This is a genomic window from Streptomyces sp. BBFR25 (assembly GCF_044590125.1).
In the GTDB taxonomy this organism is placed as follows: Bacteria; Actinomycetota; Actinomycetes; order Streptomycetales; family Streptomycetaceae; genus Streptomyces; species Streptomyces canus_D.
Window position 1 is genome coordinate 2,237,600 of the sequence record NZ_CP172447.1, and the last position, 23,574, is coordinate 2,261,173.

The 23,574-nt window shown below is 71.8% G+C and carries 20 protein-coding genes; 7 read left to right on the top strand and 13 right to left on the bottom strand.

From position 1 onward, the window contains the following. The first annotated feature begins 3 nt into the window (after nucleotides 1-3). From zwf to pgl, 3 genes are read left to right on the top strand one after another with little or no spacing between them, the layout of a single operon-like run. Nucleotides 4-1,527, top strand: a complete 1,524-nt coding sequence (zwf, locus tag ACGH52_RS10180) for a glucose-6-phosphate dehydrogenase (RefSeq protein WP_059301786.1) — start codon at nucleotides 4-6, stop codon at nucleotides 1,525-1,527. Further along, complete coding sequence (gene opcA / locus ACGH52_RS10185; RefSeq protein WP_076973804.1) at nucleotides 1,524-2,579, top strand: glucose-6-phosphate dehydrogenase assembly protein OpcA; 1,056 nt, start codon at nucleotides 1,524-1,526, stop codon at nucleotides 2,577-2,579. Before zwf ends, opcA begins: the two co-directional genes overlap by 4 nt. Next, nucleotides 2,576-3,361, top strand: a complete 786-nt coding sequence (gene pgl, locus ACGH52_RS10190) for a 6-phosphogluconolactonase (RefSeq protein WP_076973805.1) — start codon at nucleotides 2,576-2,578, stop codon at nucleotides 3,359-3,361. Before opcA ends, pgl begins: the two co-directional genes overlap by 4 nt. A gap of 129 nt (nucleotides 3,362-3,490) precedes the next feature. Here the strand turns inward: pgl and pgi are convergent, their stop codons facing one another. From pgi to uvrC, 11 genes are all read right to left on the bottom strand, one after another. Next, on the bottom strand, nucleotides 3,491-5,143 hold the full coding sequence (gene pgi / locus ACGH52_RS10195) for a glucose-6-phosphate isomerase (RefSeq protein WP_399938682.1): 1,653 nt from the start codon (nucleotides 5,141-5,143) through the stop codon (nucleotides 3,491-3,493). A 100-nt stretch (nucleotides 5,144-5,243) separates the two neighbouring features. Then, the gene (locus tag ACGH52_RS10200) at nucleotides 5,244-5,579 is read right to left on the bottom strand and encodes an RNA polymerase-binding protein RbpA (RefSeq protein ID WP_003976875.1); all 336 of its coding nucleotides are present in this window, start codon (nucleotides 5,577-5,579) and stop codon (nucleotides 5,244-5,246) included. A 224-nt stretch (nucleotides 5,580-5,803) separates the two neighbouring features. Beyond that, nucleotides 5,804-6,040 carry a preprotein translocase subunit SecG gene (gene secG / locus ACGH52_RS10205; protein ID WP_016325957.1) on the bottom strand — a complete coding sequence of 79 codons (237 nt, stop codon included), beginning with the start codon at nucleotides 6,038-6,040 and terminating at the stop codon, nucleotides 5,804-5,806. 135 nt (nucleotides 6,041-6,175) lie between these two features. Next, on the bottom strand, nucleotides 6,176-6,952 hold the full coding sequence (gene tpiA, locus ACGH52_RS10210) for a triose-phosphate isomerase (RefSeq protein ID WP_076973807.1): 777 nt from the start codon (nucleotides 6,950-6,952) through the stop codon (nucleotides 6,176-6,178). 5 nt (nucleotides 6,953-6,957) lie between these two features. Further along, nucleotides 6,958-8,169, bottom strand: coding sequence for a phosphoglycerate kinase (locus ACGH52_RS10215; protein WP_076973808.1), 1,212 nt, complete (start codon nucleotides 8,167-8,169; stop codon nucleotides 6,958-6,960). A 134-nt stretch (nucleotides 8,170-8,303) separates the two neighbouring features. Then, nucleotides 8,304-9,314 carry a type I glyceraldehyde-3-phosphate dehydrogenase gene (gap, locus tag ACGH52_RS10220; RefSeq protein WP_076973809.1) on the bottom strand — a complete coding sequence of 337 codons (1,011 nt, stop codon included), beginning with the start codon at nucleotides 9,312-9,314 and terminating at the stop codon, nucleotides 8,304-8,306. A gap of 227 nt (nucleotides 9,315-9,541) precedes the next feature. After that, on the bottom strand, nucleotides 9,542-12,514 hold the full coding sequence (locus tag ACGH52_RS10225) for a M14 family zinc carboxypeptidase (RefSeq protein WP_399938684.1): 2,973 nt from the start codon (nucleotides 12,512-12,514) through the stop codon (nucleotides 9,542-9,544). Between the two features lie 175 nt (nucleotides 12,515-12,689). Further along, nucleotides 12,690-13,682, bottom strand: a complete 993-nt coding sequence (gene whiA / locus ACGH52_RS10230) for a DNA-binding protein WhiA (protein WP_399938686.1) — start codon at nucleotides 13,680-13,682, stop codon at nucleotides 12,690-12,692. Next, a complete protein-coding gene (gene yvcK, locus ACGH52_RS10235) occupies nucleotides 13,673-14,764 on the bottom strand; it encodes a uridine diphosphate-N-acetylglucosamine-binding protein YvcK (RefSeq protein WP_059300231.1) in 1,092 nt (363 codons plus the stop codon). The genes whiA and yvcK overlap by 10 nt, the downstream gene beginning before the upstream one ends. 7 nt (nucleotides 14,765-14,771) lie before the next feature. After that, on the bottom strand, nucleotides 14,772-15,800 hold the full coding sequence (gene rapZ, locus ACGH52_RS10240) for an RNase adapter RapZ (RefSeq protein WP_210975579.1): 1,029 nt from the start codon (nucleotides 15,798-15,800) through the stop codon (nucleotides 14,772-14,774). Next, complete coding sequence (uvrC, locus tag ACGH52_RS10245) at nucleotides 15,797-17,929, bottom strand: excinuclease ABC subunit UvrC (protein WP_399938688.1); 2,133 nt, start codon at nucleotides 17,927-17,929, stop codon at nucleotides 15,797-15,799. The genes rapZ and uvrC overlap by 4 nt, the downstream gene beginning before the upstream one ends. 351 nt (nucleotides 17,930-18,280) lie before the next feature. On the opposite strand from uvrC, the gene ACGH52_RS10250 reads away from it, so the two are divergent. Next, nucleotides 18,281-19,231 (top strand): hypothetical protein, encoded by a 951-nt coding sequence (locus ACGH52_RS10250; RefSeq protein ID WP_059300234.1) that lies wholly within the window; start codon nucleotides 18,281-18,283, stop codon nucleotides 19,229-19,231. A gap of 42 nt (nucleotides 19,232-19,273) precedes the next feature. On the opposite strand, the gene ACGH52_RS10255 is transcribed toward ACGH52_RS10250, so the two are convergent. Further along, nucleotides 19,274-19,699 carry a Rieske 2Fe-2S domain-containing protein gene (locus ACGH52_RS10255; protein WP_399938690.1) on the bottom strand — a complete coding sequence of 142 codons (426 nt, stop codon included), beginning with the start codon at nucleotides 19,697-19,699 and terminating at the stop codon, nucleotides 19,274-19,276. 239 nt (nucleotides 19,700-19,938) lie between these two features. On the opposite strand from ACGH52_RS10255, the gene ACGH52_RS10260 reads away from it, so the two are divergent. Further along, a complete protein-coding gene (locus ACGH52_RS10260) occupies nucleotides 19,939-21,027 on the top strand; it encodes a LacI family DNA-binding transcriptional regulator (protein WP_399938692.1) in 1,089 nt (362 codons plus the stop codon). Beyond that, nucleotides 21,024-21,932 carry a carbohydrate kinase gene (locus ACGH52_RS10265; RefSeq protein ID WP_121704176.1) on the top strand — a complete coding sequence of 303 codons (909 nt, stop codon included), beginning with the start codon at nucleotides 21,024-21,026 and terminating at the stop codon, nucleotides 21,930-21,932. Before ACGH52_RS10260 ends, ACGH52_RS10265 begins: the two co-directional genes overlap by 4 nt. 61 nt (nucleotides 21,933-21,993) lie before the next feature. On the opposite strand, the gene ACGH52_RS10270 is transcribed toward ACGH52_RS10265, so the two are convergent. Then, complete coding sequence (locus ACGH52_RS10270) at nucleotides 21,994-22,857, bottom strand: helix-turn-helix domain-containing protein (RefSeq protein ID WP_399938694.1); 864 nt, start codon at nucleotides 22,855-22,857, stop codon at nucleotides 21,994-21,996. Nucleotides 22,858-22,959: 102 nt separating this feature from the next. Here ACGH52_RS10270 and ACGH52_RS10275 point away from each other — a divergent pair, with 102 nt between their 5' ends. Then, nucleotides 22,960-23,520, top strand: coding sequence for a YceI family protein (locus ACGH52_RS10275; protein WP_399938696.1), 561 nt, complete (start codon nucleotides 22,960-22,962; stop codon nucleotides 23,518-23,520). The last annotated feature ends 54 nt before the right edge of the window (nucleotides 23,521-23,574 follow it).

The window sequence follows — 23,574 nt, forward strand, 5'->3', positions numbered from 1 at the left end:
CAATTGTCAAGCAGCAATCCGCTGCGTGACCCCGCAGACCGACGGCTCCCGCGCATCGCGGGGCCGTCGGGTCTGGTCATTTTCGGCGTCACCGGCGATCTGTCCCGCAAGAAGCTCATGCCCGCCGTGTACGACCTCGCCAACCGGGGCCTGCTGCCGCCGGGCTTCTCGCTCGTCGGGTTCGCCCGCCGCGACTGGGAGCACGAGGACTTCGCCCAGGTCGTGCACGACGCCGTCAAGGAGCACTCCCGCACGCCGTTCCGCGAGGAGGTCTGGCAGCAGCTCATCCAGGGGATGCGCTTCGTCCAGGGCACCTTCGACGACGACGACGCCTTCGAGCGCCTGCGCGGCACCATCGAGGAGCTGGACAAGGCACAGGGCACGGGCGGCAACTTCGCCTTCTACCTGTCGGTGCCGCCGAAGTCCTTCCCGGTGGTCATCCAGCAGCTGAAGAAGCACGGTCTCGCCGACCAGTCGAGCGGTTCCTGGCGGCGCGCGGTGATCGAGAAGCCGTTCGGCCACGACCTGAAGTCGGCCGAGGAACTGAACGCGATCGTCCACGAGGTCTTCGGCTCCGACCAGGTCTTCCGCATCGACCACTACCTGGGCAAGGAGACCGTCCAGAACATCCTGGCGCTGCGCTTCGCCAACACGATGTTCGAGCCGATCTGGAACCGGTCCTATGTGGACCACATCCAGATCACCATGGCCGAGGACATCGGCATCGGCGGCCGGGCCGGCTACTACGACGGCATCGGCGCCGCCCGCGACGTCATCCAGAACCACCTGCTCCAGCTGCTCGCGCTGACCGCCATGGAGGAGCCCGCCTCCTTCGACGCGGACGCGCTGGCGGCGGAGAAGACCAAGGTGCTCGGCGCGGTCCGCCTCCCCAAGGACCTGGGCCGGGACACCGTGCGCGGCCAGTACGCGGCCGGGTGGCAGGGCGGCGCCAAGGCCGTCGGCTACCTGGAGGAGGAGGGAATCGACCCCAAGTCGAAGACCGACACCTACGCCGCGATCAAGGTCGGCATCGACAACCGCCGCTGGGCGGGCGTCCCCTTCTACCTGCGCACCGGCAAGCGCCTCGGCCGCCGGGTCACCGAGATCGCGGTCGTCTTCCAGCGGGCCCCGCACTCCCCCTTCGACACGACGGCCACCGAGGAACTCGGCTCGAACGCGATCGTCATCCGCGTCCAGCCCGACGAGGGCGTCACCGTCCGCTTCGGTTCCAAGGTGCCGGGCACCTCGATGGAGATCCGGGACGTGTCGATGGACTTCGCCTACGGCGAGTCCTTCACCGAGTCCAGCCCGGAGGCGTACGAACGCCTGATCCTGGACGTCCTCCTGGGCGACGCCAACCTCTTCCCGCGCACGGAGGAGGTCGAGCTGTCCTGGAAGATCCTCGACCCGATCGAGGAGTACTGGGACGCCCACGGCACCCCGGCGCAGTACCCGGCCGGCACCTGGGGGCCCGTCGAGGCGGACGACATGCTGGAACGAGACGGACGGAGCTGGCGCCGCCCATGAAGACGGACCTCACGGACACCACCGCCAGCAAGATCAACAAGGCGCTGGTCCTCGGCCGCCGGGCCATCGGCACCCCGGCCATCGGCATGGTGCTCACCCTGGTCATCGTCACCGACGAGGAGAACGCCTACGACGCGCTGAAGGCCGCGAGCGACGCCGCGCACGAGCACCCCTCGCGCACGCTCCTGGTCATCAAGCGGGTCTCGCGCTCGCCCCGGGACCGCACCCAGTCCCGGCTGGACGCCGAGGTGCGCCTCGGTGCCGACGCGGGCACCGGCGAGACGATCGTGCTGCGGCTGTACGGCGACGTCGTCGACCACGCCCAGTCGGTGGTCCTGCCGCTGCTGCTGCCGGACGCGCCGGTCGTGGTCTGGTGGCCGGTGAACGCGCCGCTGGACCCGGCGAAGGACCCTCTGGGCGCCCTCGCCCAGCGCCGGGTCACCGACACCTACGCCTGCGAGGAGCCGATACGGGAGCTGGTGGCCCGTGCCGACGCCTACGCGCCGGGCGACACGGACCTGTCGTGGACCCGCATCACGCCGTGGCGCTCGATGCTGGCGGCGGCCCTCGACCAGGTCGACTGCCGGGTGCAGTCGGTCGAGGTGGAGGGCGAGGAGTTCAACCCGAGCTGTGAGCTGCTCGCGATGTGGCTCGCCGACCGGCTGGACGTGCCGGTGAAGCGCACGGTGTCGAACGGGCCGGGGCTCACCGCGGTCCGCATGGACACCGACTGCGGTCCGGTCGTCCTGGACCGGGCCGACGGCTCGCTGGCGAACCTCTCCATCCAGGGCCAGCCGGCCCGCGCGGTCGCGCTCAAGCGCCGTGACACGGCCGAGCTGATCGCGGAGGAGCTGCGGCGCCTGGACCCGGACGACACGTACGCCTCGGCGCTGCGGTACGGGGTGGACCGGCTGAACGCCCCGGCCAAAGGGGACGCGGGCGACGACGGAGGCGCCCGCGCGGTCGCCGTTCCCGTCGGGTCGGTCGCGAAGGCTCCCGCGAAGGACGCGGCGCAGGAGAAGACACCGGTGAGGAAGGCGGCGGCGAAATGAGCGACACCCCGCAGCTGGTCGTGCACCGTGACAAGGAGCTGATGGCCGAGGCCGCGGCGGCCCGCCTCATCACGAAGATCGTGGACGCGCAGGCCTCCCGGGGCAGCGCGTCCGTGGTCCTCACCGGCGGCCGAAACGGCAACGGCCTGCTCGCGGCCCTGGCGGGCTCCCCGGCCCGGGACGCAATCGACTGGGGCCGGCTCGACCTGTGGTGGGGCGACGAGCGCTTCCTGCCGGAGGGCGACCCGGAGCGCAACGTCACCCAGGCGCACCAGGCTCTGCTCGACGCGGTGCCGCTGGACCCGAAGCGGGTGCACGCCATGGCGGCCTCCGACGGCCCCTACGGCTCGGACGTGGAGGCGGCGGCCGCCGCCTACGCGCAGGAGCTGGCCACGGCGTCCGTCCCCGAGAACCACGCCGCGGTGCCGTCCTTCGACGTCCTGCTCCTCGGCGTCGGCCCGGACACCCACGTGGCGTCGCTCTTCCCGGAGCACCCCGGGGTCCGGGAGACGGAGCGCACGGTGATCGGCGTCCACGGCTCCCCCAAGCCGCCGCCCCTCCGCATCTCCCTGACCCTGCCCGCGATCCGCGCCGCCCGTGAGGTGTGGCTGCTGGCGGCGGGCGAGGACAAGGCGAACGCGGTGGCGATGGCGCTGTCGGGCGCGGGCGAGATCCAGGCCCCGGCCGCAGGCGCCCGGGGCCGCGCCCGCACCCTGTGGCTACTGGACTCGGCAGCGGCGTCCCAATTGCCGAGATCCCTCTACCCACCGGCGTCGGCATAACTCAGCCCGTCCGGCGCTTGAGGACGAGGCCGTCCAGGCCGGAAGCGGGGGTCTGGGGGCGCAGCCCCCGGGGACGAGAACGGGAAGGGGCGGCGGGGGCGAAAACCTCCCGCCGCCCCTTCGGCACGTTCACACCCGCCCGCGCAGCTCCCGGTAGGCGGCCACCAGCGCGGCCGTGGAGGCATCCAGCCCCGGCACCTCCGCGCCCTCGCCCAGCGCAGGCTCCACCCGCTTGGCCAGCACCTTGCCCAGTTCCACACCCCACTGGTCGAACGAATCGACGTTCCAGACCGCACCCTGCACGAACACCTTGTGCTCGTAGAGCGCGACGAGCTGCCCCAGCACCGAGGGAGTCAGCTCGGGTGCGAGGATCGTGGTCGTCGGGTGGTCGCCGCGGAAGGTCTTGTGCGGGACCAGTTCCTCGGGCACCCCCTCGGCGCGTACCTCGTCCGGGGTCTTGCCGAAGGCGAGCGCCTGTGTCTGCGCGAAGAAGTTGGCCATCAGCAGGTCGTGCTGGGCCTTCAGCCCGTCGCCCAGCTCGCCCACGGGCCGCGCGAAGCCGATGAAGTCCGCCGGGATCAGCTTGGTGCCCTGGTGGATCAGCTGGTAGTACGCGTGCTGCCCGTTGGTGCCCGGCGTGCCCCACACCACCGGCCCCGTCTGCCACTCCACCGGGTTCCCGTCCCGGTCGACGGACTTGCCGTTGGACTCCATGTCCAACTGCTGGAGATACGCGGTGAACTTCGACAGGTAATGGCTGTACGGCAGCACCGCGTGCGTCTGCGCGCCCAGGAAGCTGCCGTACCAGACGCCCAACAGGCCCATCAGCAAGGGCACGTTGGCCTCGGCGGGAGCGGTGCGGAAGTGTTCGTCGACGAGGTGGAAGCCGTCGAGCATCTCGCGGAAGCGGTCCGGGCCGATGGCGATCATCAGGGAGAGCCCGATCGCCGAGTCGTACGAGTACCGGCCGCCGACCCAGTCCCAGAACTCGAACATGTTGGCCGTGTCGATGCCGAAGTCCGCGACCTTCTCGGCGTTGGTCGACAGCGCCACGAAGTGCTTGGCCACCGCGGCGTCGTCACCCAGCGCGTCCAGCAGCCAGGTCCGCGCGGAGGTGGCGTTGGTGACCGTCTCGATGGTGGTGAACGTCTTGGACGCCACGATGAAGAGCGTCTCGGCCGGGTCCAGGTCCCGGACCGCCTCGTGCAGGTCGGCGCCGTCCACGTTGGAGACGAAGCGGAAGGTGAGCGAGCGGTCGGTGAAGGCCCGCAGCGCCTCGTAGGCCATCGCCGGACCGAGGTCCGAGCCGCCGATGCCGATGTTGACGACGTTCCGGATGCGCCTGCCGGTGTGACCGGTCCACTCGCCGCCCCGGACCCGGTCGGCGAAACCGGCCATCTTGTCGAGCACGGCGTGCACCTTGGGGACCACGTTCTCGCCGTCGACCTCGATCACCGCGTCCCGCGGGGCCCGCAGCGCGGTGTGCAGCACGGCCCGGTCCTCGGTGATGTTGATGCGCTCACCGCGGAACATCGCGTCGCGCAGGCCGAACACGTCGGTGGCGGCGGCCAGTTCGCGCAGCAGCCGCAGGGTCTCGTCGGTGGCGAGGTGCTTGGAGTGGTCGACGTACAGGTCTCCCACGCGGAGCGTCCAGCCGGTCCCGCGCCCCGGGTCGGCGGCGAACAGCTCGCGCAGCCGCACCTCGCCGAGCTGCTCGCGGTGCTTGGCCAGCGCGGCCCACTCGGGCGTCTGGTGGAGCCTGGTACGACCGTCTGCGTTCATGTCGGACGTCAGCCTTCTTCCTCGGGTGTCCCAGCTGTCCCGGCTGTACAGCTGTTCCAACCTAGATGATCAGGAACGAAGGCGTCCGGCGGAGGCGGAACTAGATCTCGCCGCGCAGTTTCGCGAGTGCCTCGGCGAGGATCGCCTCGCCGTCCGCGTCGCTGCGGCGCTCACGCACGTACGCGAGGTGGGTCTTGTAGGGCTCGGTGCGCGGCGGGTCCGGCGGGTTGTCCCGGTCCTGTCCGGCGGGGAAGCCGCAGCGCGGGCAGTCCCAGGTCTCCGGGACCTGGGCGTCGCTCGCGAAGCTCGGCTGAGTCTCGTGTCCGTTGGAGCACCAGAAGGAGATGCGCAGACGCGGCGCGGACTCGCCGCGCTCGGCCTCGCCCATCGGCCCCGCCCCGACCCGGCTTCCCCGGATCGCGTTGCCACTTGCCACGGTCGTAACTCCCTGCGTGATGGTGCCGCGAAGCGAGTCGGCGTTTCGCTTCACTGCGAGCGCCTCAGTCTACGTAAGGCCCAACGCGCGTCCAGTGATTGGAGTTACAAGCTCCAGTGCGCAGACGCAAGCCCCATGATAGGCCGCGCGGTGAGGCGCGTACCGGACATGGGGCTTTACGTGTACAAGTGCCGACGGGTCGGCGCGACGGTCGACGGGACGCGTCAGTTGTTGGCCTTCATGAGCAGGCCGAGCACCATGATGCAGGCGAACCAGGCCAGACCGACCACCACGGTGATCCGGTCGAGGTTGCGCTCGGCGACCGAGGAGCCGCCGACGGACGACTGCATGCCGCCACCGAACATGTCGGAGAGGCCGCCGCCCTTCCCCTTGTGCATCAGCACCAGCAGCATCAGCAGCAGGCTGAAGACGATCAGGGCGATCGAGAACCCCAAAACCACGGCTGGACCAACTTCCTCGGATTCGGATGAACGACGGGGGCACGGTGACAGCAGGCCACCATGCCCCCGCAAGGGTACGACGTATCGCCGCCGGCGCATACTCGCCGGTCGATGTGCCTGTCGACCGGGCGCCTGCTACTGGTCGCGGAAGCGGACGATCTTGACGAACTCGTCCGAGTCCAGCGAGGCGCCGCCGACCAGGGCGCCGTCGATGTCGGGCTTCGCCATGATCTCGGCGACGTTGCCGGACTTGACGGAGCCGCCGTACTGGATGCGGACCTTGTCGGCCAGCTCCTCGGAGTACAGCTCGGCGAGCTTGCCGCGGATCGCCGCGCAGACCTCCTGGGCGTCGTCGGCGCCGCAGACCTTGCCGGTGCCGATGGCCCACACCGGCTCGTAGGCGATCACGATCGTCTCGGCCTGGTCGGCGGTGAGGTCCTTCAGACCGCCTTCGACCTGGGCGAGGGTGTGGGCGACGTGGTTGCCCGCCTCGCGGACGTCCAGCTCCTCGCCGACGCACAGGATCGGGGTCAGGCCGTGCTTGTAGGCGGCCTTGACCTTGGCGTTCACGATCTCGTCGGTCTCGGCGTGGTACTGCCGGCGCTCGGAGTGGCCGACGGCCACGTACGTGCACTTCAGCTTGGCCAGCATGGGGCCGGAGATCTCGCCGGTGTAGGCGCCGCCGTCGTGTGCGGAGATGTCCTGGGCGCCGTACTTGATCTTCAGCTTGTCCCCGTCGACCAGGGTCTGCACGGAGCGCAGGTCGGTGAAGGGGGCGAGGACGGCGACCTCGACGGCGTCGTAGTCCTTGTCCGCGAGGGCGAAGGCGAGCTTCTGGACGTGGGCGATGGCCTCGAGGTGGTTGAGGTTCATCTTCCAGTTGCCCGCCATCAGCGGCGTGCGGGTGGTCATCGGGGTCAGTCCTCCAGTGCGGCGAGGCCGGGGAGCGTCTTGCCCTCGAGGTATTCGAGGGAGGCGCCGCCGCCGGTCGAGATGTGGCCGAATGCGTTCTCGTCGAAGCCCAGCGTGCGCACGGCCGCGGCGGAGTCGCCGCCGCCGACCACGGTGAAGCCCGGGGCGTCGACGAGGGCCTGGGCGACCGCTTTGGTGCCCTCGGCGTAGTCGGGGTGCTCGAAGACGCCCATGGGTCCGTTCCAGAAGACGGTGGCGGCGTCGGCGAGCTTCGATGCGTACAGCTTGCGGGTCTCGGGACCGATGTCCAGACCCTCCTGGTCGGCCGGGATGGCGTCCGCGGCGACGGTGGTGGGGTTGGCCGGGGCCTTCGTCTTGAGGTCGGGGAACTCGGGCGCGACCAGGACGTCGACGGGCAGGACCAGCTCGACGCCGTTCTTCTCGGCACGCTCGATGTACTCCTTGACCGCCGGGATCTGGTCCTCCTGGAGCAGGGAGATGCCGACCTCGTACCCCTTGGCCTTGAGGAAGGTGTACGCCATGCCGCCGCCGATGAGCAGCCGGTCGGCCCTGCCGAGCAGCTGGTCGATGACGGCGAGCTTGTCGGAGACCTTGGCGCCGCCGAGGGCCACCACGTACGGGCGCTTGACGTCGTCGGTCAGCTTCTTGAGCACGCCGACCTCGGTGGCGATGAGGTACCCGGCGTAGTGCGGCAGCCGCTTCGGCAGGTCGAAGACGGACGCGTGCTTGCGGTGCACCGCGCCGAAGCCGTCGCCGACGTAGACGTCCGCGAGACCGGCCAGCCGGTCGGCGAACGCGGCACGCTCGGCGTCGTCCTTGCTGGTCTCGCCCGCGTTGAAGCGCAGGTTCTCGATGACGGCGACGCCGCCGTCGGTGAGGCCGGTGACCGTGGACTCCGCGGAGGTGCCGACCGTGTCCTCGGCGAAGGCGACGTCGGCGCCGAGCAGTTCACCGAGGCGGGCGGCGGCCGGGGCGAGCGAGAAGGCGGGGTCCGGGGCGCCCTTGGGGCGGCCCAGGTGCGAGGCCACGATCACGCGGGCACCGGCGTCCGCCAGGGCCTTGACGGTGGGCACCACGGCGCGGATGCGGCCGTCGTCGGTGATGGTGGTGCCGTCCAGCGGGACGTTCAGGTCGGCGCGGACGAAGACGCGCTTGCCCGCGACGCCTTCGGAGAGCAGTTCGTCGATCGTCTTCAAGAGGGCTCCTGGGTTCTCGGATCGCTCGTGATCCTACGAGGGCTGGGGGCGGCGGACGCGACGCAGGGCCCGGGCAGCGCGACCTTGCGCTGTCCGAGCCCTGCTACCGCATCGAGGTGCCTTGCTGAAGTCGATCAGAGCTGGTTGCCGACGAAGACCGTGAGGTCGACGAGGCGGTTCGAGTAGCCCCACTCGTTGTCGTACCAGCCGAGGATCTTCACCGACTTGCCGTCCTGGACCATGGTCAGGGACGAGTCGAAGGTGCAGGAGGCCGGGTCGCCGACGATGTCCGAGGAGACGATCGCGTCCTCGGTGTAGAACAGGATGCCCTTGAGGTCGCCGTCGTCGGCGGCCTTCTTGAACGCGGCGTTGACCTCGTCCTTGGTGACCTCGCGCTGCAGCTCCACGACCAGGTCGGTGGCCGAGCCGGTCGGAACCGGGACGCGCATCGCGATGCCGTCGAGCTTGCCCTTGAGCTGCGGCAGCACCAGCGCGGTGGCCTTGGCGGCACCGGTGGTGGTCGGGATGATGTTCTCCGCGGCGGCACGGGCGCGGCGCAGGTCCTTGTGCGGGAAGTCCAGGATGCGCTGGTCGTTCGTGTACGCGTGCACCGTCGTCATCAGGCCCTTGACGATGCCGAAGTTCTCGTCGAGGACCTTGGCCATCGGCGCCACACAGTTGGTGGTGCAGGAGGCGTTGGAGATGACGTGGTGGTTCGCCGGGTCGTACTTGTCCTGGTTGACACCCATCACGATGGTGATGTCCTCGTCCTTGGCCGGAGCCGAGATGAGGACCTTCTTCGCGCCACCGGCGATGTGCTTCTCGGCGTCCGCCTTCTTCGTGAAGATGCCGGTCGACTCGATGACGATGTCGACGCCCAGCTCGCCCCACGGGATGTCGGCCGGGTTGCGCTCGGACAGGACCTTGATGGTCTTGCCGTCGACGGTGATGGTGTCCTCGGTGTGCGAGACCTCCGCCTTGAGGCGCCCGAGGATGGTGTCGTACTTCAGCAGGTGGGCGGTGGTCGCGGTGTCACCCAGGTCGTTGACAGCCACGATCTCGATGTCCGCACCCTGCTCCAGCAGCGCGCGGAAGTAGTTGCGACCGATGCGGCCAAAGCCGTTGATGCCTACGCGGATCGTCACGAACCGATCTCCTCGTTGGTACGCCGGCCCGATGTGCCGGCGAGCTGTATTTGGGATGTCCCCGACCACCTCCGACCCTACCTCCCTACGGCGTCGGGGGTGACATCGAGACGGCCCATACCCGGCAGGGCGGTCCGTACCCGCCAGTAGGGGTACGGACCGCCCTGGGCGGCGGGGACCGATCACCCGATTTCGCTACACCGGGTCAGTCCCCCGCACACCGGAATTCACTCGTCCAGGGCACGCAGCGCCTGCCGGACCAGTGCCGCGCGGGCGGCCGGTTCGGCGAGGTGCTCCAGGCCGAAGCCCAGCAGCACGGTGTCGTCCGTGGTGACGGCGCCGTAGGTCTGGAACAGCGTCCCGGTGCGGGTCCAGTCCTTCAGGACGGCGGGGCTGCCCGCGGGCGGTCCGGAGACCCGCCAGGCGCCCAGCGAGGTCTCGAAGCCCTCGGTCTGCGTCGCCGTGCCGCCGACGACCAGGGAGGCCTCGTCGGCGAGGACGCCGCGGCCGCCGCTGCCGGGGTCGGTGACGTAGGCGATCGACAGTTCGACGGACTTCCCGGCGTAGGCGCTCAGGTCGAACTCGACCTGCTTCCAGCCGCCGGAAGTGCCGGTGAGGCTGTTCCACTGCCCGGTGGTGCCGGTCGCGGTGCAGCCCTCGTCGGACAGGGTCAGGTAGTGCGCGAGCCAGGGGTGCCCGGCCATGTAGAACCCGGCCGCGCACTCGGCGGGCACGGCCGTGCCGGTGGCGCCGTTCGCCTCGGGGAGCGTGGTCCAGTCGTCGGCGCCGGTGGTGTGCGCCTCGACCAGGGCGTGGTCGTAGCCGCGCTCGGTGTCCCACAGCAGCTGGGTGCGGAGTGTGGGGCGGTCGGCGGCGGTGACACCGGTGAGGTCGACGGTGCGGGTCAGGCGCTTGTAGGAGTCGTCGGTGTGGACGGCGGCGGCCATCCACTCCCCCGCGTAGGGCCCGTACGGGTTGACCGTCCCGGCGAACTTCCCGGCGCCCTCGCTCGCGAACTGCGGGTAGGTGTCCGGGTCCAGCTCGTCGGAGGTCACGCTGTAGGTTCCGGCGGCGTCCAGCGGGTTGCCCAGGGCGTCGCCGAGGGTGCCGCCCGCCTTGTCCAGCCTGCCGGAGCCGGTGAACCCGGTGGCGCCGGAGGTCGAGGTGCGGGTGTAGGCGCCCAGGTAGTACTGGCTGAAGTCGTCGGAGAGGGTGCCGCCGCCGAGGTCGACGTCGCCGCCCGCCTGCTCCCCGGCCTCGATCAGCTTGCCGCCCTCGTTGAGGAAGGCCCGGAGCTGGAGCTGGGTGGCGTTGCCGGGCACCGCGGCGCCCGTGTAGTGGACGACCGTGCCAAAGTGGCCGAGGACGCCGAGCGCGTCGGGGGTGCCCTGTGCGGCGACGTCCCAGACGGCCGCGCGCCGGCCGTTGGCCTTGAGGGCGTCCACGTAGGTCTGCGTCTGTGTCGCCTTCGCGCCCTCCTCGGCGACGACGAGGACGTCGGCGCGGGGCCGCTCGGCGACCGTGTACGTGAAGTGCTCGCTCTCGGTGCGCTTGCCGTGCCGGTCGTGGCCGCTGCGCGGCGTCTCGCCGGAGAACCAGACCTCGACGCGGTCGCCGGGGTCGGCGCCCCTGACGTCGGCCCGGTACTCGTCGAAGTACAGGTTGTCCTCGCCGCCGTACGTCTCGCCGCCCCGCCAGGGCCGCAGCGCCGCCTCGTGCGTGCGTCCGCCGTTGACGCGGTACTTCAGCTCCTTGTCGCCCACGGACTTGCGGACGACGACGGAGACCTCCTGGTCGTCGCCGCGCGCGTAGGAGGTGGTGAAGGGGGCCGGGGTGAAGTCGGCGGCCTCCAGGCCGACGGAGGACGACGGCCGGTCGGGGTGGGCGGCGCTCTCGGCGACGGAGAGCGCGAACGGGATGTTCTTGGCGAACTCCTGCTGGATCAGTTTCTCGTCGTCGGGGAAGTTGAAGCCCGACCGGCAGTCGCGCGCGTTCCACTGGTCGCCGGGGTCTGCGTCGGAGACCGTCTGGCAGGTCGACATCTCCGGGGTGAACATCGCCATGCCGTTGACGTTGGCCGCGTGTCCGTCGGCCTCGCCGTTGGTGGTGTACAGCTCCGAGGAGACCTGCGGGTGGTAGCCGGGGATCGCGGAGTTGTCGGGGGTGCCGGCGAGCGCCTTGTAGAGGACGTCGTCCGGGGTGTTGGTGGCCACCTGCCAGCCGACGCCGTAGAGGAGGAGTTCGGCGGCGGAGTGGTAGTTGATCCCGTACGTGAAGCCGATCCGCTTCTGGAAGGCGTCGAGTGCCTTGGTCTCGGGCTCGGAACCGGGGCTCGCGCCGCGGTAGGTCTCGCTGGTGGGGTTGGGGGACGAGCCCTCGTCGTCGTAGCCCCACTTGTAGGAGAAGTTGCGGTTGAGGTCGACGCCGTCGCCGGTGCTGATGGTGCCGTCGCCGTTGACGTCGCGCAGGTTCTTGCGCCAGAGGCGGTTGTCGGTGTTCTCGAAGGTGTAGTCGTAGCCGTCGGGGTTGGCCGACAGGACGAACCACAGCTCGGTGGAGTCGACGACCTGCCTGATCCGCCGGTCCTTCTTGTAGTTGTCCAGGTAGTGGTGCATCAGCCGCCGGGTCATCTCCGGGGTGATCCACTCGCGGGCGTGCTGGTTGGACATGTAGAGGACGGACGGCTTGGCGCCGTCCTTCGACTTCTTCGCGTGCTTGGTGAGCTTGAGCGCCAGGATGTCCTGGCCGTTCACGGTCTTGCCGATGGAGACGACCTTGGTCAGGCCGGGGTTCTCCTGGGCGGTCCGCAGGATCTCCTCGCGCAGTCCGCCGCTGCCGCTGTAGGGGCGGAAGACGCCGTCGGCGGCGCTCTCGACCCGCTTCTCGGCCTGGGTGGACAGGGTGTGCTCGGTGAGGTCGACGCCCTGCTTCTCCAGCGTGCCGGCCTGCTTCTCGGTGAGGTACAGCTCGACGGCGGCCGTACCCCGGGCGGGTACCTGCTCGCCGAGTTCGTGGCCGTCCTGGCCGACGGCCAGCAGCAGGGGTACTTGCTCCCGGGTGACGTCGGCGCGGAAGACCTTCACTTCGTTCGCGTCCGGGGTCCCCGGGTCCGCGGGCCGTGCCTGGGCGATGGGCGCGAAGCTCGCTCCGCCGATCAGGAGCGCGCCGACGGCGAGGATCGATCTCGCTCTTCGTCTCATGAAACCCCCTGGATGGGGCCTGTCCGACAGGCCTGGGTCCGCCACAGCGGCGAACAGATGCCAGGCTCATGACAGCTCATGATCGAGTCAAGAGCGCGGCAAGGACACGCGAAAGCCGGTGCCGGTCACCCAAGTGGGCGTCGGCACCGGCTCGTTGACGGCCCTGCCGGTCCGGTCAGCCGACGAGGTTGTCGGCCATCTCCTCCTCGCCGAGGTTGGCGTCCGTACCGGCGATGCCGAGGTCCGAGGCCCGCTTGTCGGCCATGGCCAGCAGGCGGCGGATGCGTCCGGCGACGGCGTCCTTGGTCAGCGGCGGGTCGGCGAGGGCGCCCAGCTCCTCCAGGGACGCCTGCTTGTGCTCCATGCGCAGGCGCCCCGCCGCGGCGAGGTGCTCGGGCACCTCGTCGGCGAGGATCTCCAGGGCGCGCTGCACCCGGGCACCCGCGGCGACGGCCGCGCGGGCGGAGCGGCGCAGATTGGCGTCGTCGAAGTTGGCGAGCCGGTTGGCGGTGGCGCGGACCTCGCGCCGCAGCCTGCGCTCCTCCCAGGCCAGCACCGAGTCGTGGGCGCCGAGCCGGGTGAGCAGGGCGCCGATCGCGTCCCCGTCGCGGACCACGACCCGGTCCACGCCGCGCACCTCGCGGGCCTTGGCGGGGATCGACAGCCGGCGGGCGGCGCCGACCAGGGCGAGCGCCGCCTCGGGGCCCGGGCAGGTCACCTCCAGGGAGGAGGAGCGGCCGGGCTCGGTCAGCGAGCCGTGCGCCAGGAAGGCCCCGCGCCAGGCGGCCTCGGCGTCGCAGGTGGCCCCCGAGACCACCTGCGGCGGCAGGCCCCGGATCGGGCGGCCCCGGCCGTCCACCAGGCCGGTCTGCCGGGCCAGCTGGTCACCGCCCGCGACCACCCGGACGACGAAGCGCGAACCGCGGCGCAGCCCGCCCGGAGCCATCACGATCAGCTCCGAGCTGTGCCCGAAGATCTCCAGGATGTCCCGCTTGAGCCGTCGCGCCGCGTTCCCGGTGTCCAGCTCCGCCTCGATCACGATGCGTCCGCTCACCAGGTGGAGGCCGCCGGCGAACCGCAGGACGGCGGAGACCTCCGCCTTTCTGCAGCAGGTCCGGGTGACGGGGAGCTGGGAGATCTCGCTCTTCACCGCTGCCGTCATCGCCATGGGCCGATCCTTCCATGCATCCGAAAAATACGGTCGTACGCGGCGGCCAGCAGCTCCGGGTCGTGCCTCGGGGTCCCGTCGGTCCGGGCGACCGGAGCCAGCTCGACCGCGGCGCCGAACCGTTTCGCGGCGTCGGAGAGCGAGTCACGGTCGGGCACGGCGGCCTCGTCGGCCAGCACCACGTCCAGGGCGAGTTTAGGGGCGTGTCGTCCCAAAACCTCCAAATGACGCTGCGGGGAGAAGCCCTCAGTTTCTCCGGGCTGCGGGGCGAGGTTCAGCGAGAGCACCCGGCGCGCCTTCGTCTCGACCAGCGCGTCCAGCAGATCCGGCACGAGCAGGTGCGGGATGACCGAGGAGAACCAGGAGCCGGGGCCGAGCACCACCCAGTCGGCGTCCAGGACGGCGTCCACCGCCTCGGGGACGGCCGGCGGGTCGCTGGGCACCAGGTGCACGGACTGCACCTCGCCGGGCGTGAGCGCCACGGTCGCCTGCCCCCGTACGGTGTCCACCGCGTCGGGCCGCTCCGGGTCGTGGCCCCTGACCAGGGCCTGGAGCTCCAGCGGGACGGCGGACATGGGCAGCACCCGCCCGTGCGCGCCGAGCAGCTTGCCCACCAGGTCCAGCGCCTGGACGTGATCGCCGAGCTGCTCCCACAGGGCGACGATCAGCAGATTGCCGACCGCGTGTTCGTGCAGGTCGCCCTGGGACTGGAAACGGTGCTGGATGACGCGGGCCCAGGTCTGGCCCCAGTCGTCGTCGCCGCACAGCGCGGCGAGCGCCTTGCGCAGGTCGCCGGGCGGCAGGACGCCCAGCTCGTCGCGCAGGCGCCCGCTGGAGCCGCCGTCGTCGGCGACGGTGACGACGGCGGTGAGGTCGCCGGTGATCCGGCGCAGCGCGGCGAGCGAGGCGGACAGGCCCATGCCGCCGCCGAGCGCGACGACCTTGGGCTGGGCGCCCCGGCGGCGCGGCTTGCCGCCGCGCGCCTGTTCGGGCCGGGCGGCGCGGGCGTCCGCGGGTCTGCCGCCGCGTCCCTCGGGCACCACCCGGCGCAGCCTGCTCAGCCGCGGAGTACGTCCTGTCATTCCCCTGTCATTCCCGTCCCATGTCCCGGTGGACGACCACCGTCTCCACGCCCTCGGCGGCGAGCCGGGCGGCGAGCTTCTCCGACATGGCCACGGACCGGTGCTTGCCGCCGGTGCAGCCGACGGCGACGGTCACATAGCGCTTGCCCTCCCGACGGTAGCCCGCGGCGATCAGCTGGAGCAGCTCGGCATAGCGGTCGAGGAACTCCTTGGCCCCCGGCTGGTTGAGGACGTAGCTCGACACCTCCTCGTTCAGGCCGGTGAAGGGGCGCAGCTCCGGGACCCAGTGCGGGTTGGGCAGGAAGCGCATGTCGACGACGAGGTCGGCGTCGACCGGGAGGCCGTACTTGAAGCCGAAGGACATCACCGTGGCCCGCAGCTCGGGCTCCTCCTCGCCGGCGAACTGGGCGTCCATCTTGGCGCGCAGCTCGTGGACGTTGAGGCTGGAGGTGTCGATCACCAGGTCGGCGTCGCCGCGCAGCTCGCGCAGGAGCGTGCGCTCGGCGGCGATGCCGTCGACGATCCGGCCGTCGCCCTGGAGGGGGTGCGGGCGGCGCACCGACTCGAAGCGGCGCACCAGGGCGTCGTCCGAGGACTCCAGGAAGACGATCCGGCGGGTGACGCCGCGGGCGTCGAGGTCCGCCAGGGACTCGCGCAGATTGTCGAAGAAGCGCCGACCGCGGACGTCGACAACGACCGCGATGCGGGCCACGTTGCCCTGGGAGCGGGCACCGAGTTCCACCATGGTGGGGATCAGCGCGGGCGGCAGGTTGTCGACGACGAACCAGCCCAGGTCCTCCAGACACTTGGCGGCCGTCGAGCGGCCCGCCCCGGACATGCCGGAGATGATCACCAGCTCGGGGATGGCCGCCTCGTGCGCCCCGGCTGTTTCCTTGCCCGTACTCACCTGTGCTCCGTCGTCGCGGGTCTGTTCCCGTTCGGCCGCCCGTTCGGCCGTGTGTCCGGTCGGTTCTCGTCCCGTCGCGGGCTCGGTCTGTTCTCGCTCCGCTGCGGGCCGTGCCTCGTGCTCGGTCATCTCTCCTGCCCCCGTCGTTCGTCCGGGGTGCCCGCGGTCACGGGCTCCCCCGGGGCATCCGCCGTCGTCTCGGGTGCCCCGTCGTCCTCATCCATGATCTCTCCGGTCGCCGTGTTCACGGCGGGTGCGGCCGGGGTGGCCCGGGCGAGGGCCACGGCGACGGTCTCGGCCGTCTTGCGGCCTATGCCGGGCACCTCGCAGATCTGGTCGATCGTCGCCGACCGCAGCTTCTTCACCGAACCGAAGTGCTTGATCAGCGCCTGTTTGCGGGTCTCCCCCAGACCGGGCACGTCGTCCAGCGGACTGGAGCGGAAGCGTTTGGCGCGCTTGGCGCGCTGGTAGGTGATCGCGAAGCGGTGGGCCTCGTCGCGGACCCGCTGCAGCAGGTAGAGGCCCTCGCTGGTGCGGGGCAGGACGACCGGGTCGTCCTCGCGGGGCAGCCAGACCTCCTCCAGTCGCTTGGCGAGTCCGCACACGGCGATGTCGTCGATGCCCAGCTCGTCCAGCGCCCGCTGGGCGGCCGCGACCTGCGGCTGCCCGCCGTCGACGACGACGAGTTGCGGCGGGTAGGCGAAGCGCTTGGGCCGGCCGTCGTCGTCCTTGAGCGCGGGGCCGTCCGTGAGTGCCGCGGTGTCGTCGGCGGTGCCTGCGCCGCTCGCACCGTCCGCGCCGTCCGTCTGGCGGTCGCCGTCGGTCAGGCCCTCGCCGTCCGCCCACTCGCCGGTCTTCTCCTTCTCGGCGAGGTAGCGGCGGAAGCGGCGGGTGATGACCTCGTGCATGGAACGGACGTCGTCCTGTCCCTCGAAGCCCTTGATCTGGAACCGCCGGTATTCGCTCTTCCGGGCCAGCCCGTCCTCGAAGACGACCATGGAGGCCACGACGTCGTCGCCCTGGAGGTGCGAGATGTCGTAGCACTCGATCCGCAGCGGGGCGCTGTCCAGGTCGAGGGCCTCGGCGATCTCCTCCAGCGCGCGCGAGCGCGTCGTCAGGTCGGAGGCGCGCTTGGTCTTGTGCAGGACGAGGGCCTGCTGGGCGTTGCGCTGGACGGTCTCCATCAGCGCCTTCTTGTCGCCGCGCTGCGGAATGCGCAGCGACACCCCCGACCCGCGGCGCTCGGTCAGCCACTGCTGGACGGGCTCCACCGGGTCGGGCAGCGCGGGGACCAGGACCTCCTTGGGGACCGCGTCGCCGCTCTCCTCGCCGTACAACTGCTGGAGGGCGTGCTCGACGAGGGCGCCGGTGGTGATCTCCTCCACCTTGTCGGTGACCCAGCCGCGCTGACCGCGCACGCGTCCGCCGCGCACGTGGAAGATCTGGACGGCCGCCTCCAGCTCGTCCTCGGCGACGGCGATCAGGTCGGCGTCGGTGGCGTCGGCGAGCACCACGGCGCTCTTCTCCATGGCCTTCTTGAGGGCCCCGATGTCGTCCCGCAGGCGCGCCGCCCGCTCGTACTCCATGTCCTCGGCCGCCTCGGCCATCTGCCGCTCCAGGCGCCGCAGGTACGTGCCGGTGCGGCCGGCCATGAAGTCGCAGAACTCGTCGGCCAGGTCCCAGTGGTCGTCGGGGGTGATGCGGCCGACGCAGGGCGCCGAGCACTTGCCGATGTAGCCGAGCAGGCAGGGGCGGCCGGTGCGGGTGGCGTTCTTGAAGACGCCCGCGGAGCAGGTACGCACCGGGAAGACCCGCAGCAGGAGGTCGACCGTGTCGCGGATCGCCCAGGCGTGCCCGTACGGCCCGAAGTAGCGCACGCCCTTCTTCTTCTGGCCGCGCATCACCTGGACGCGCGGGAACTCCTCGTTCATCGTCACCGCGAGGTACGGGTAGCTCTTGTCGTCGCGGTACTTGACGTTGAACCGGGGGTCGTACTCCTTGATCCAGGAGTACTCCAGCTGCAGCGCCTCGACCTCGGTGGACACCACCGTCCATTCCACGGACGCGGCCGTCGTGACCATGGTGCGGGTGCGCGGGTGCAGGTTCGCCAGGTCCTGGAAGTAGTTCGCCAGGCGCTGGCGCAGGCTCTTCGCCTTTCCGACGTAGATCACCCGGCGGTGCTCGTCACGGAACCTGTACACCCCCGGGGAGTCCGGGATCTCTCCCGGCCTGGGGCGGTAGCTGGAGGGGTCGGCCATGACTCACACCCTACTGGCGCGGACCGACACTCCGGCGGGGCTGTGGACGACGGGCCGGGCCCCTGTGGACAGCCCGCGAGGAAGGGCGGGGAAGACGGTGCGGGGCCGGTCGGTCACGCCGGGTGGCCTCCGGGACGGCGGGCCCGTGCGTTCTCGGCCAGGAGCGCGCGACGGTCGGGCGCCAGGTGTTGTCGGGACCAGGCCAACACGCTTCAATGCGGGGGGACTCGGGGCCCTGAAGCGCGGCGTACGGATGTGAAGACCTCTGCGCCGCGACGGGGGTGGGCGGCCCCGGCCGATCCGTGTCGACGGTCTGACCAGCCGTCGTGAACTTCACAGAAGGGCCCCTGCATGCCGCACGCCACCCAGCACGCGGACGTCGCCACCGCGCAACTCGACTCGGCCCTGCGTGGTGGCCCCTTCCACGTCGCCCTGCGGGCGGCGATCGCCGCTCGCGGACTGCCGCTGCAGCGTGTGCAGCACCACCTGTCGCGCCACGGGGTGAAGGTGGGCGTCACGAGCCTGAGCTACTGGCAGCAGGGCGCCCGGCGTCCGCAGCGTCCGGAGTCCCTGCGGGCCGTGCGGGCCCTGGAGGAGATACTCCAGTTGCCCGAGGAGTCGCTGATACGCCTGCTCTCCGAGGCCGACGCGGAGACCGAGGAGCGACGGCCCGCGGGCCGCTCCTACCGCGCCCATCTGGCGGCCTCGGGGGTCCTGGACCGGCTGCTGGCCGAACTCGGGTACCCGGCGCCGGACGGCGGGGTGCACACCCTCGGGCACCACGAACGGATCCGCATCGGGCCCCGCCGTGAGCTGGCGGGCCGCGAGTCGCACCTCATCGTCCGCGCCCACCGCGACGGCGTCGACCGCTTCGTCGCCGTCCATTACGGCGATCCGGGATGCGCCCCCGCGCGGATGACCGTCCACGCGCTGGAGAACTGCCGCACGGGACGCGTCCGCACCCACCACGAGACCGGTGTCCTCCTGACGGAGCTGCTCTTCGACACCCGGCTGCGGGCGGGCGACACCCACCTCTTCCGCTACGGCGTCGAGGACGGCACCGCCGGTGTGTCGCGCGAGTACGTCCGCGGGTTCGGCACGGCGGGCGGGCAGTACGCACTCCAGGTGCGGTTCGACGTCGCGGCCCTTCCGGCGCGCTGCCACCGGTTCACGCAGCACTCTCCGGCGGCACCGCGCGGCGGTCGGCAGGAGCTGGTGCTCAGCGGACGGCACCACTCGGTGCACCTCGTGGAGCCGCGGGTCAGGTCGGGGATGCTGGGGATCGGCTGGGACTGGGAGTAGAACGCCTGGAAGGGTGCCCGGGAAGGCGTCGGCCCCTGTCGGTCAGGTTCCCGGGCTCGCGACGATCCGGCCCTGCTTCACCTCGACGGGCAGTTCGACGAGCGGCACGGTCGCCGGGGCGTGCAGCACCTCACCGGTGCGGGCGTCGAACTCGCTGCCGTGGCAGTCGCAGACGAGCTTCGTCCCCTCCAGCTTCTTGATGGGACACCCCGCGTGCGTGCACACCGTGCTGAACGCCTTCAGGGAGCCGTCCGCCGCCCGGCTGACCACCACGTTCCCGTCCGGGAAGAGCTTGGTCGCGCTCTTGCCGACCTCCCCGTCCGGGCCGAGATCCACGGGCGCGGTCGGCCTGGCCGGCGCGGCACCGTCGGCGCCCGGCGAGCAGGCGGCCAGGCCGAGGCCGACGACGGGCGCGGCGGCCGCCGAACGCAGGACGGTACGGCGGCTCGGGGCGGGACGGCCGGACATGGAATCTCCACTGGTCGGGACGGGCGGGGGGCGGGTGTGCGTAGGCGCAGGGTGACGATATCCGGCGGCCCGGGCGGTCCCGCGGGGCGGGCGGTCCCGTGGACCCGGCGGCCCGGGCGCGTGGGTGTCCGGCGAGACCTCCGGCAAGGGGCGCGTAAACGCTTGCGCAAGCGTTTACGCGCCCCGGGGACATGGGATACGGTCCGGCCACAGCGCGACCGCACGCGAAGGGGGTACCGGTGGCGACCATGGCCGATGTCGCACGGAGCGCCGGGGTGTCCGTGGCGACCGTCTCGCACGTGCTCAACGACACCCGCCCGGTGCTGCCGCACACCCGCCAGGCGGTGCTGGACGCCGTCGAGGAGCTGGGCTACACGACGAACACCCTGGCCCGTTCCCTGGTGACCTCCCGCACCCGCTCCATCGGGCTCGCGGTGTCGGCGATCAGCAACCCGTACTTCACGGAGATCCTCCAGGGCGTCGAGGCCAGTGCCCTGGAGCACGGATACAGCCTGCTCATCGCCGATCCGCACGACGACCCCGGGCACGAGCGCACGGTGGTCCGGCTGCTGCACGAGCGGCGGGTGGACGGCATGATCGTCGCGCCCTCCGCCGAGCCCCGGGATCTCCTCGCCTACCTCATCCGCCACCGGGTCCCGGCCGTGTTCCTCGACCGGATCGTCGACGTGCCGGAGGGCGAGGGCGCCCCGCGCTTCGACCAGGTCTGTGCCGAGAGCGCCGAGCCGACGACCCGGCTGGTCTCCCATCTCGCGGCGCTGGGGCACCGCCGGATCGGCCTGGTCGCGGGCCGGCCGGGCCTCAGCACGACCCGCGAGCGGATCACCGGGTACCGGCACGGCCTCGCCGCCGCCGGGCTGCCGTTCGACGAGCGGCTGCTGGTCCACGGCGACTCCGAGGCGTCCGGCGGCGAACGGGCCACGGCGGAGCTGCTGTCCCTGGCGGTGCCGCCCACCGCGCTGGTCACCGCCAACAACGCGATGACCATCGGCGCCCTGCGTGCCCTCCGGGACCGAGGGCTGTCCGTGCCCGGCGACCTCGCGCTGTGCTGCTTCGACGACTTCGACTGGGCGGACCTCTTCTCGCCCCGGCTCACCGCCGTCGCCCAGCCCAGCAGGGACATCGGGGCGCGGGCCGTCCGGCTGCTCCTCGATCGCCTCGCCGCACCGCACCGGCCCGCGCGGACCCTGCGGCTGCCCTGCACCTTCGTCCACCGCGACTCCTGCGGCTGCGCCGAGCGGCCCGCACCGCTCTCCGGGCCGCCGTCCGGACAAGCCCCCGCCAAGGCCCACGAAAGGACACTCCCGTGATCGTCGTCGCCGGTGAGGCACTGATCGACCTGGTACCGCAGGGCACGGGCGCCCTCGCCGCGCTGCGGCCCGCGCTCGGCGGCGGTCCGTACAACACGGCCGTCGCGCTGGGCCGCCTCGGCTCGCCCGCCGCGTTCTGCTCCCGGGTGTCGTACGACGCCTTCGGCGAGGCGTTGCTCGACCGGCTGCGCGAGACCGGCGTGGACGTCTCGCCGGTGCAGCGCGGGGCCGAGCCGACGACCCTCGCCGTGGCCTCGCTCGACGCGGACGGCTCGGCCGCGTACACCTTCTACGTGGACGGGACGGCCGACCGGCTGTTCACGCTGCCCGCCGGTCTGCCGCCCGGCACCCGGGCCGTCTCCTTCGGGACCTGTTCGCTGGTGCTGGAGCCGGGCGCGAGCGCGTACGAGGAACTGCTGCGCGAGACGGCCGCGCGGGGCGTGTTCACGGCGCTGGACCCGAACATCCGGGCCGGGCTGATCCCGGACCCGGACGCCTACCGGGCCCGGTTCAAGAGCTGGCTGCCGTCGGTGTCGCTGCTGAAGCTGTCCGCCGAGGACGCCGAGTGGCTCGGCGGCACGCCCCGTGAGTGGCTCGCGGCGGGGCCGGCGGCGGTCGTGGTCACCCGGGGCGGCGACGGCCTGACGGCGTTCACCCGTGACGGGGGCGAGTACACGGTGCCGGGCGAGCGCGTCGAGGTGGTGGACACGATCGGCGCGGGCGACACGGTGAACGCGGCGCTGCTGCACGGCCTCGCGGCACGGGACGCCCTCGGCGACGCGGCCGTGGCCGCCCTGGGACCGGACGGCTGGGCGGGGCTGCTGGGCTTCGCCGCCCGCGCGGCGGCGGTCACCTGTTCCCGTGCGGGTGCGGAACCGCCGTACGCCCGCGAAGTCGCCGTCTGACGGAGCCGGGGCCGGAGCGGGAGCCGGTGTCGGCACCCGCCGCGGCTACGGTCCGCGGAGGTCAGACCGCCCGGCGTACGGCCCGCAGAGCGCCGGGGCGGCGGCCGTTCAGACGGTCCAGGGCGGCAGCCGTGGCGTCGTCCGCGGGCAGGTGCACGACGATCCGCAGGCCTTCCTCGGGCAGCGACAGCGTCTCGCGCAGCAGCCGCAGCGGCCCGGCCTCGGGGTGCTCCATGAGCTGGTTGCCGACCCGCCGGGCCGTCGCTCCGAGGTCGGAGAACCGGTCGCTGAAGGCCGCCCCGGCCGTCAGCGCCAGCTCCTCGGCCAGGTCGTTGACGTTCGGGTCCCGCAGCGGGGCCTCGTGCCGGAGCTGGGCGACCAGGTCGTCGGCCACCCGGTCCCAGTCGGGGTAGGCGAGGCGCGCCCGCGCGTCGGTGAACAGGTACCGCAGCAGGTTGGGCCGCTCGCCGTCCAGCAGTCCGATCGGACCGGTCAGCCGCGCGTAGCCGCCGGTGTGGGCGAGGACGTCGCCGATCCAGTCGAGGACGACGGCCGGGGCGGGCTCCATCCGGTCCAGTACGGCCCGCACGGTGGGCCGCACGCCCCCGTCGCGCGACGGGGCCGCGGCGCAGAGCAGCGGGTCGCCGCCGTCGGCCTCCTTGGTCAGGCGGCGCAGCAGCATCCGCTCCCGCAGGGACAGCTTCAGCGCGTCGGCGAGAGCCCCGAGCACCTGGACGGACGGATTGCGGTCGCGCCCCTGTTCCAGCCGGGTGAGGTACTCGACGCTGACGCCCGCGAGGGTGGCCAGTTCGGCGCGGCGCAGGCCCGGGGTACGGCGGCGGGTACCGGCGGGGAGCCCCACCTCGGCCGGGGTGACGGACTCCCGCATCCCGCGCAGGTAGGCGCCCAACTCGTTGTCGCTCACGTCAGGGAACGTACCAACGCGCACGCGCGAAAGGGTGGCCCTGTCACTACCACGCTCGGGCCGGTCTCCCTAGGCAGGCGCTCGGCGCGCACGGTGGACGGCATGACGAACGACACCCGTACCCCCGCCGTTCCCCTGCCCATCGCTCCCGGTACGTGGGCCCTCGACCCCTTCCACTCCTCGGTGAACTTCACCATCCGCCACCTCGGCATCGCGAAGGTCCGGGGCCGTTTCACCGGGTTCGACACCGAGCTGCACGTCGGCCGGACGGTCGAGGAGACCCGGGTGTCCGCGACGATCGACCTGGCCTCCATCGACACCGGGAACGCCGACCGGGACGCACACGTACGCGCCTCCGACCTGCTCGACGTGGAGAAGCGGCCGACGATGGCCTTCCGTTCGACCCGGGTTTCGGGCGCGGGCGAGGACTGGACCATGGACGGTGAGCTGACGATCGGCGACGTGACCCGTCCGGTGACGCTGGCCGTGGAGTTCGGCGGGCTGGTGGACGTCCCGATGGAGGGCGCCGGCCGGCACGCCGGGTTCGAGGCGACGGGTGAGATCCGGCGCAGCGAGTACGGCCTGGACTTCGCGCCGGGGCTGCTCGGCGAGGTCGTGAAGATCCAGCTCGACATGCAGTTCGTGGAACCGGCCGCCGCCTGAGCGCCGGGCTGTGCGAACGGCGCCGGGCCCCGCGGATCATCCGTGGGGCCCGGC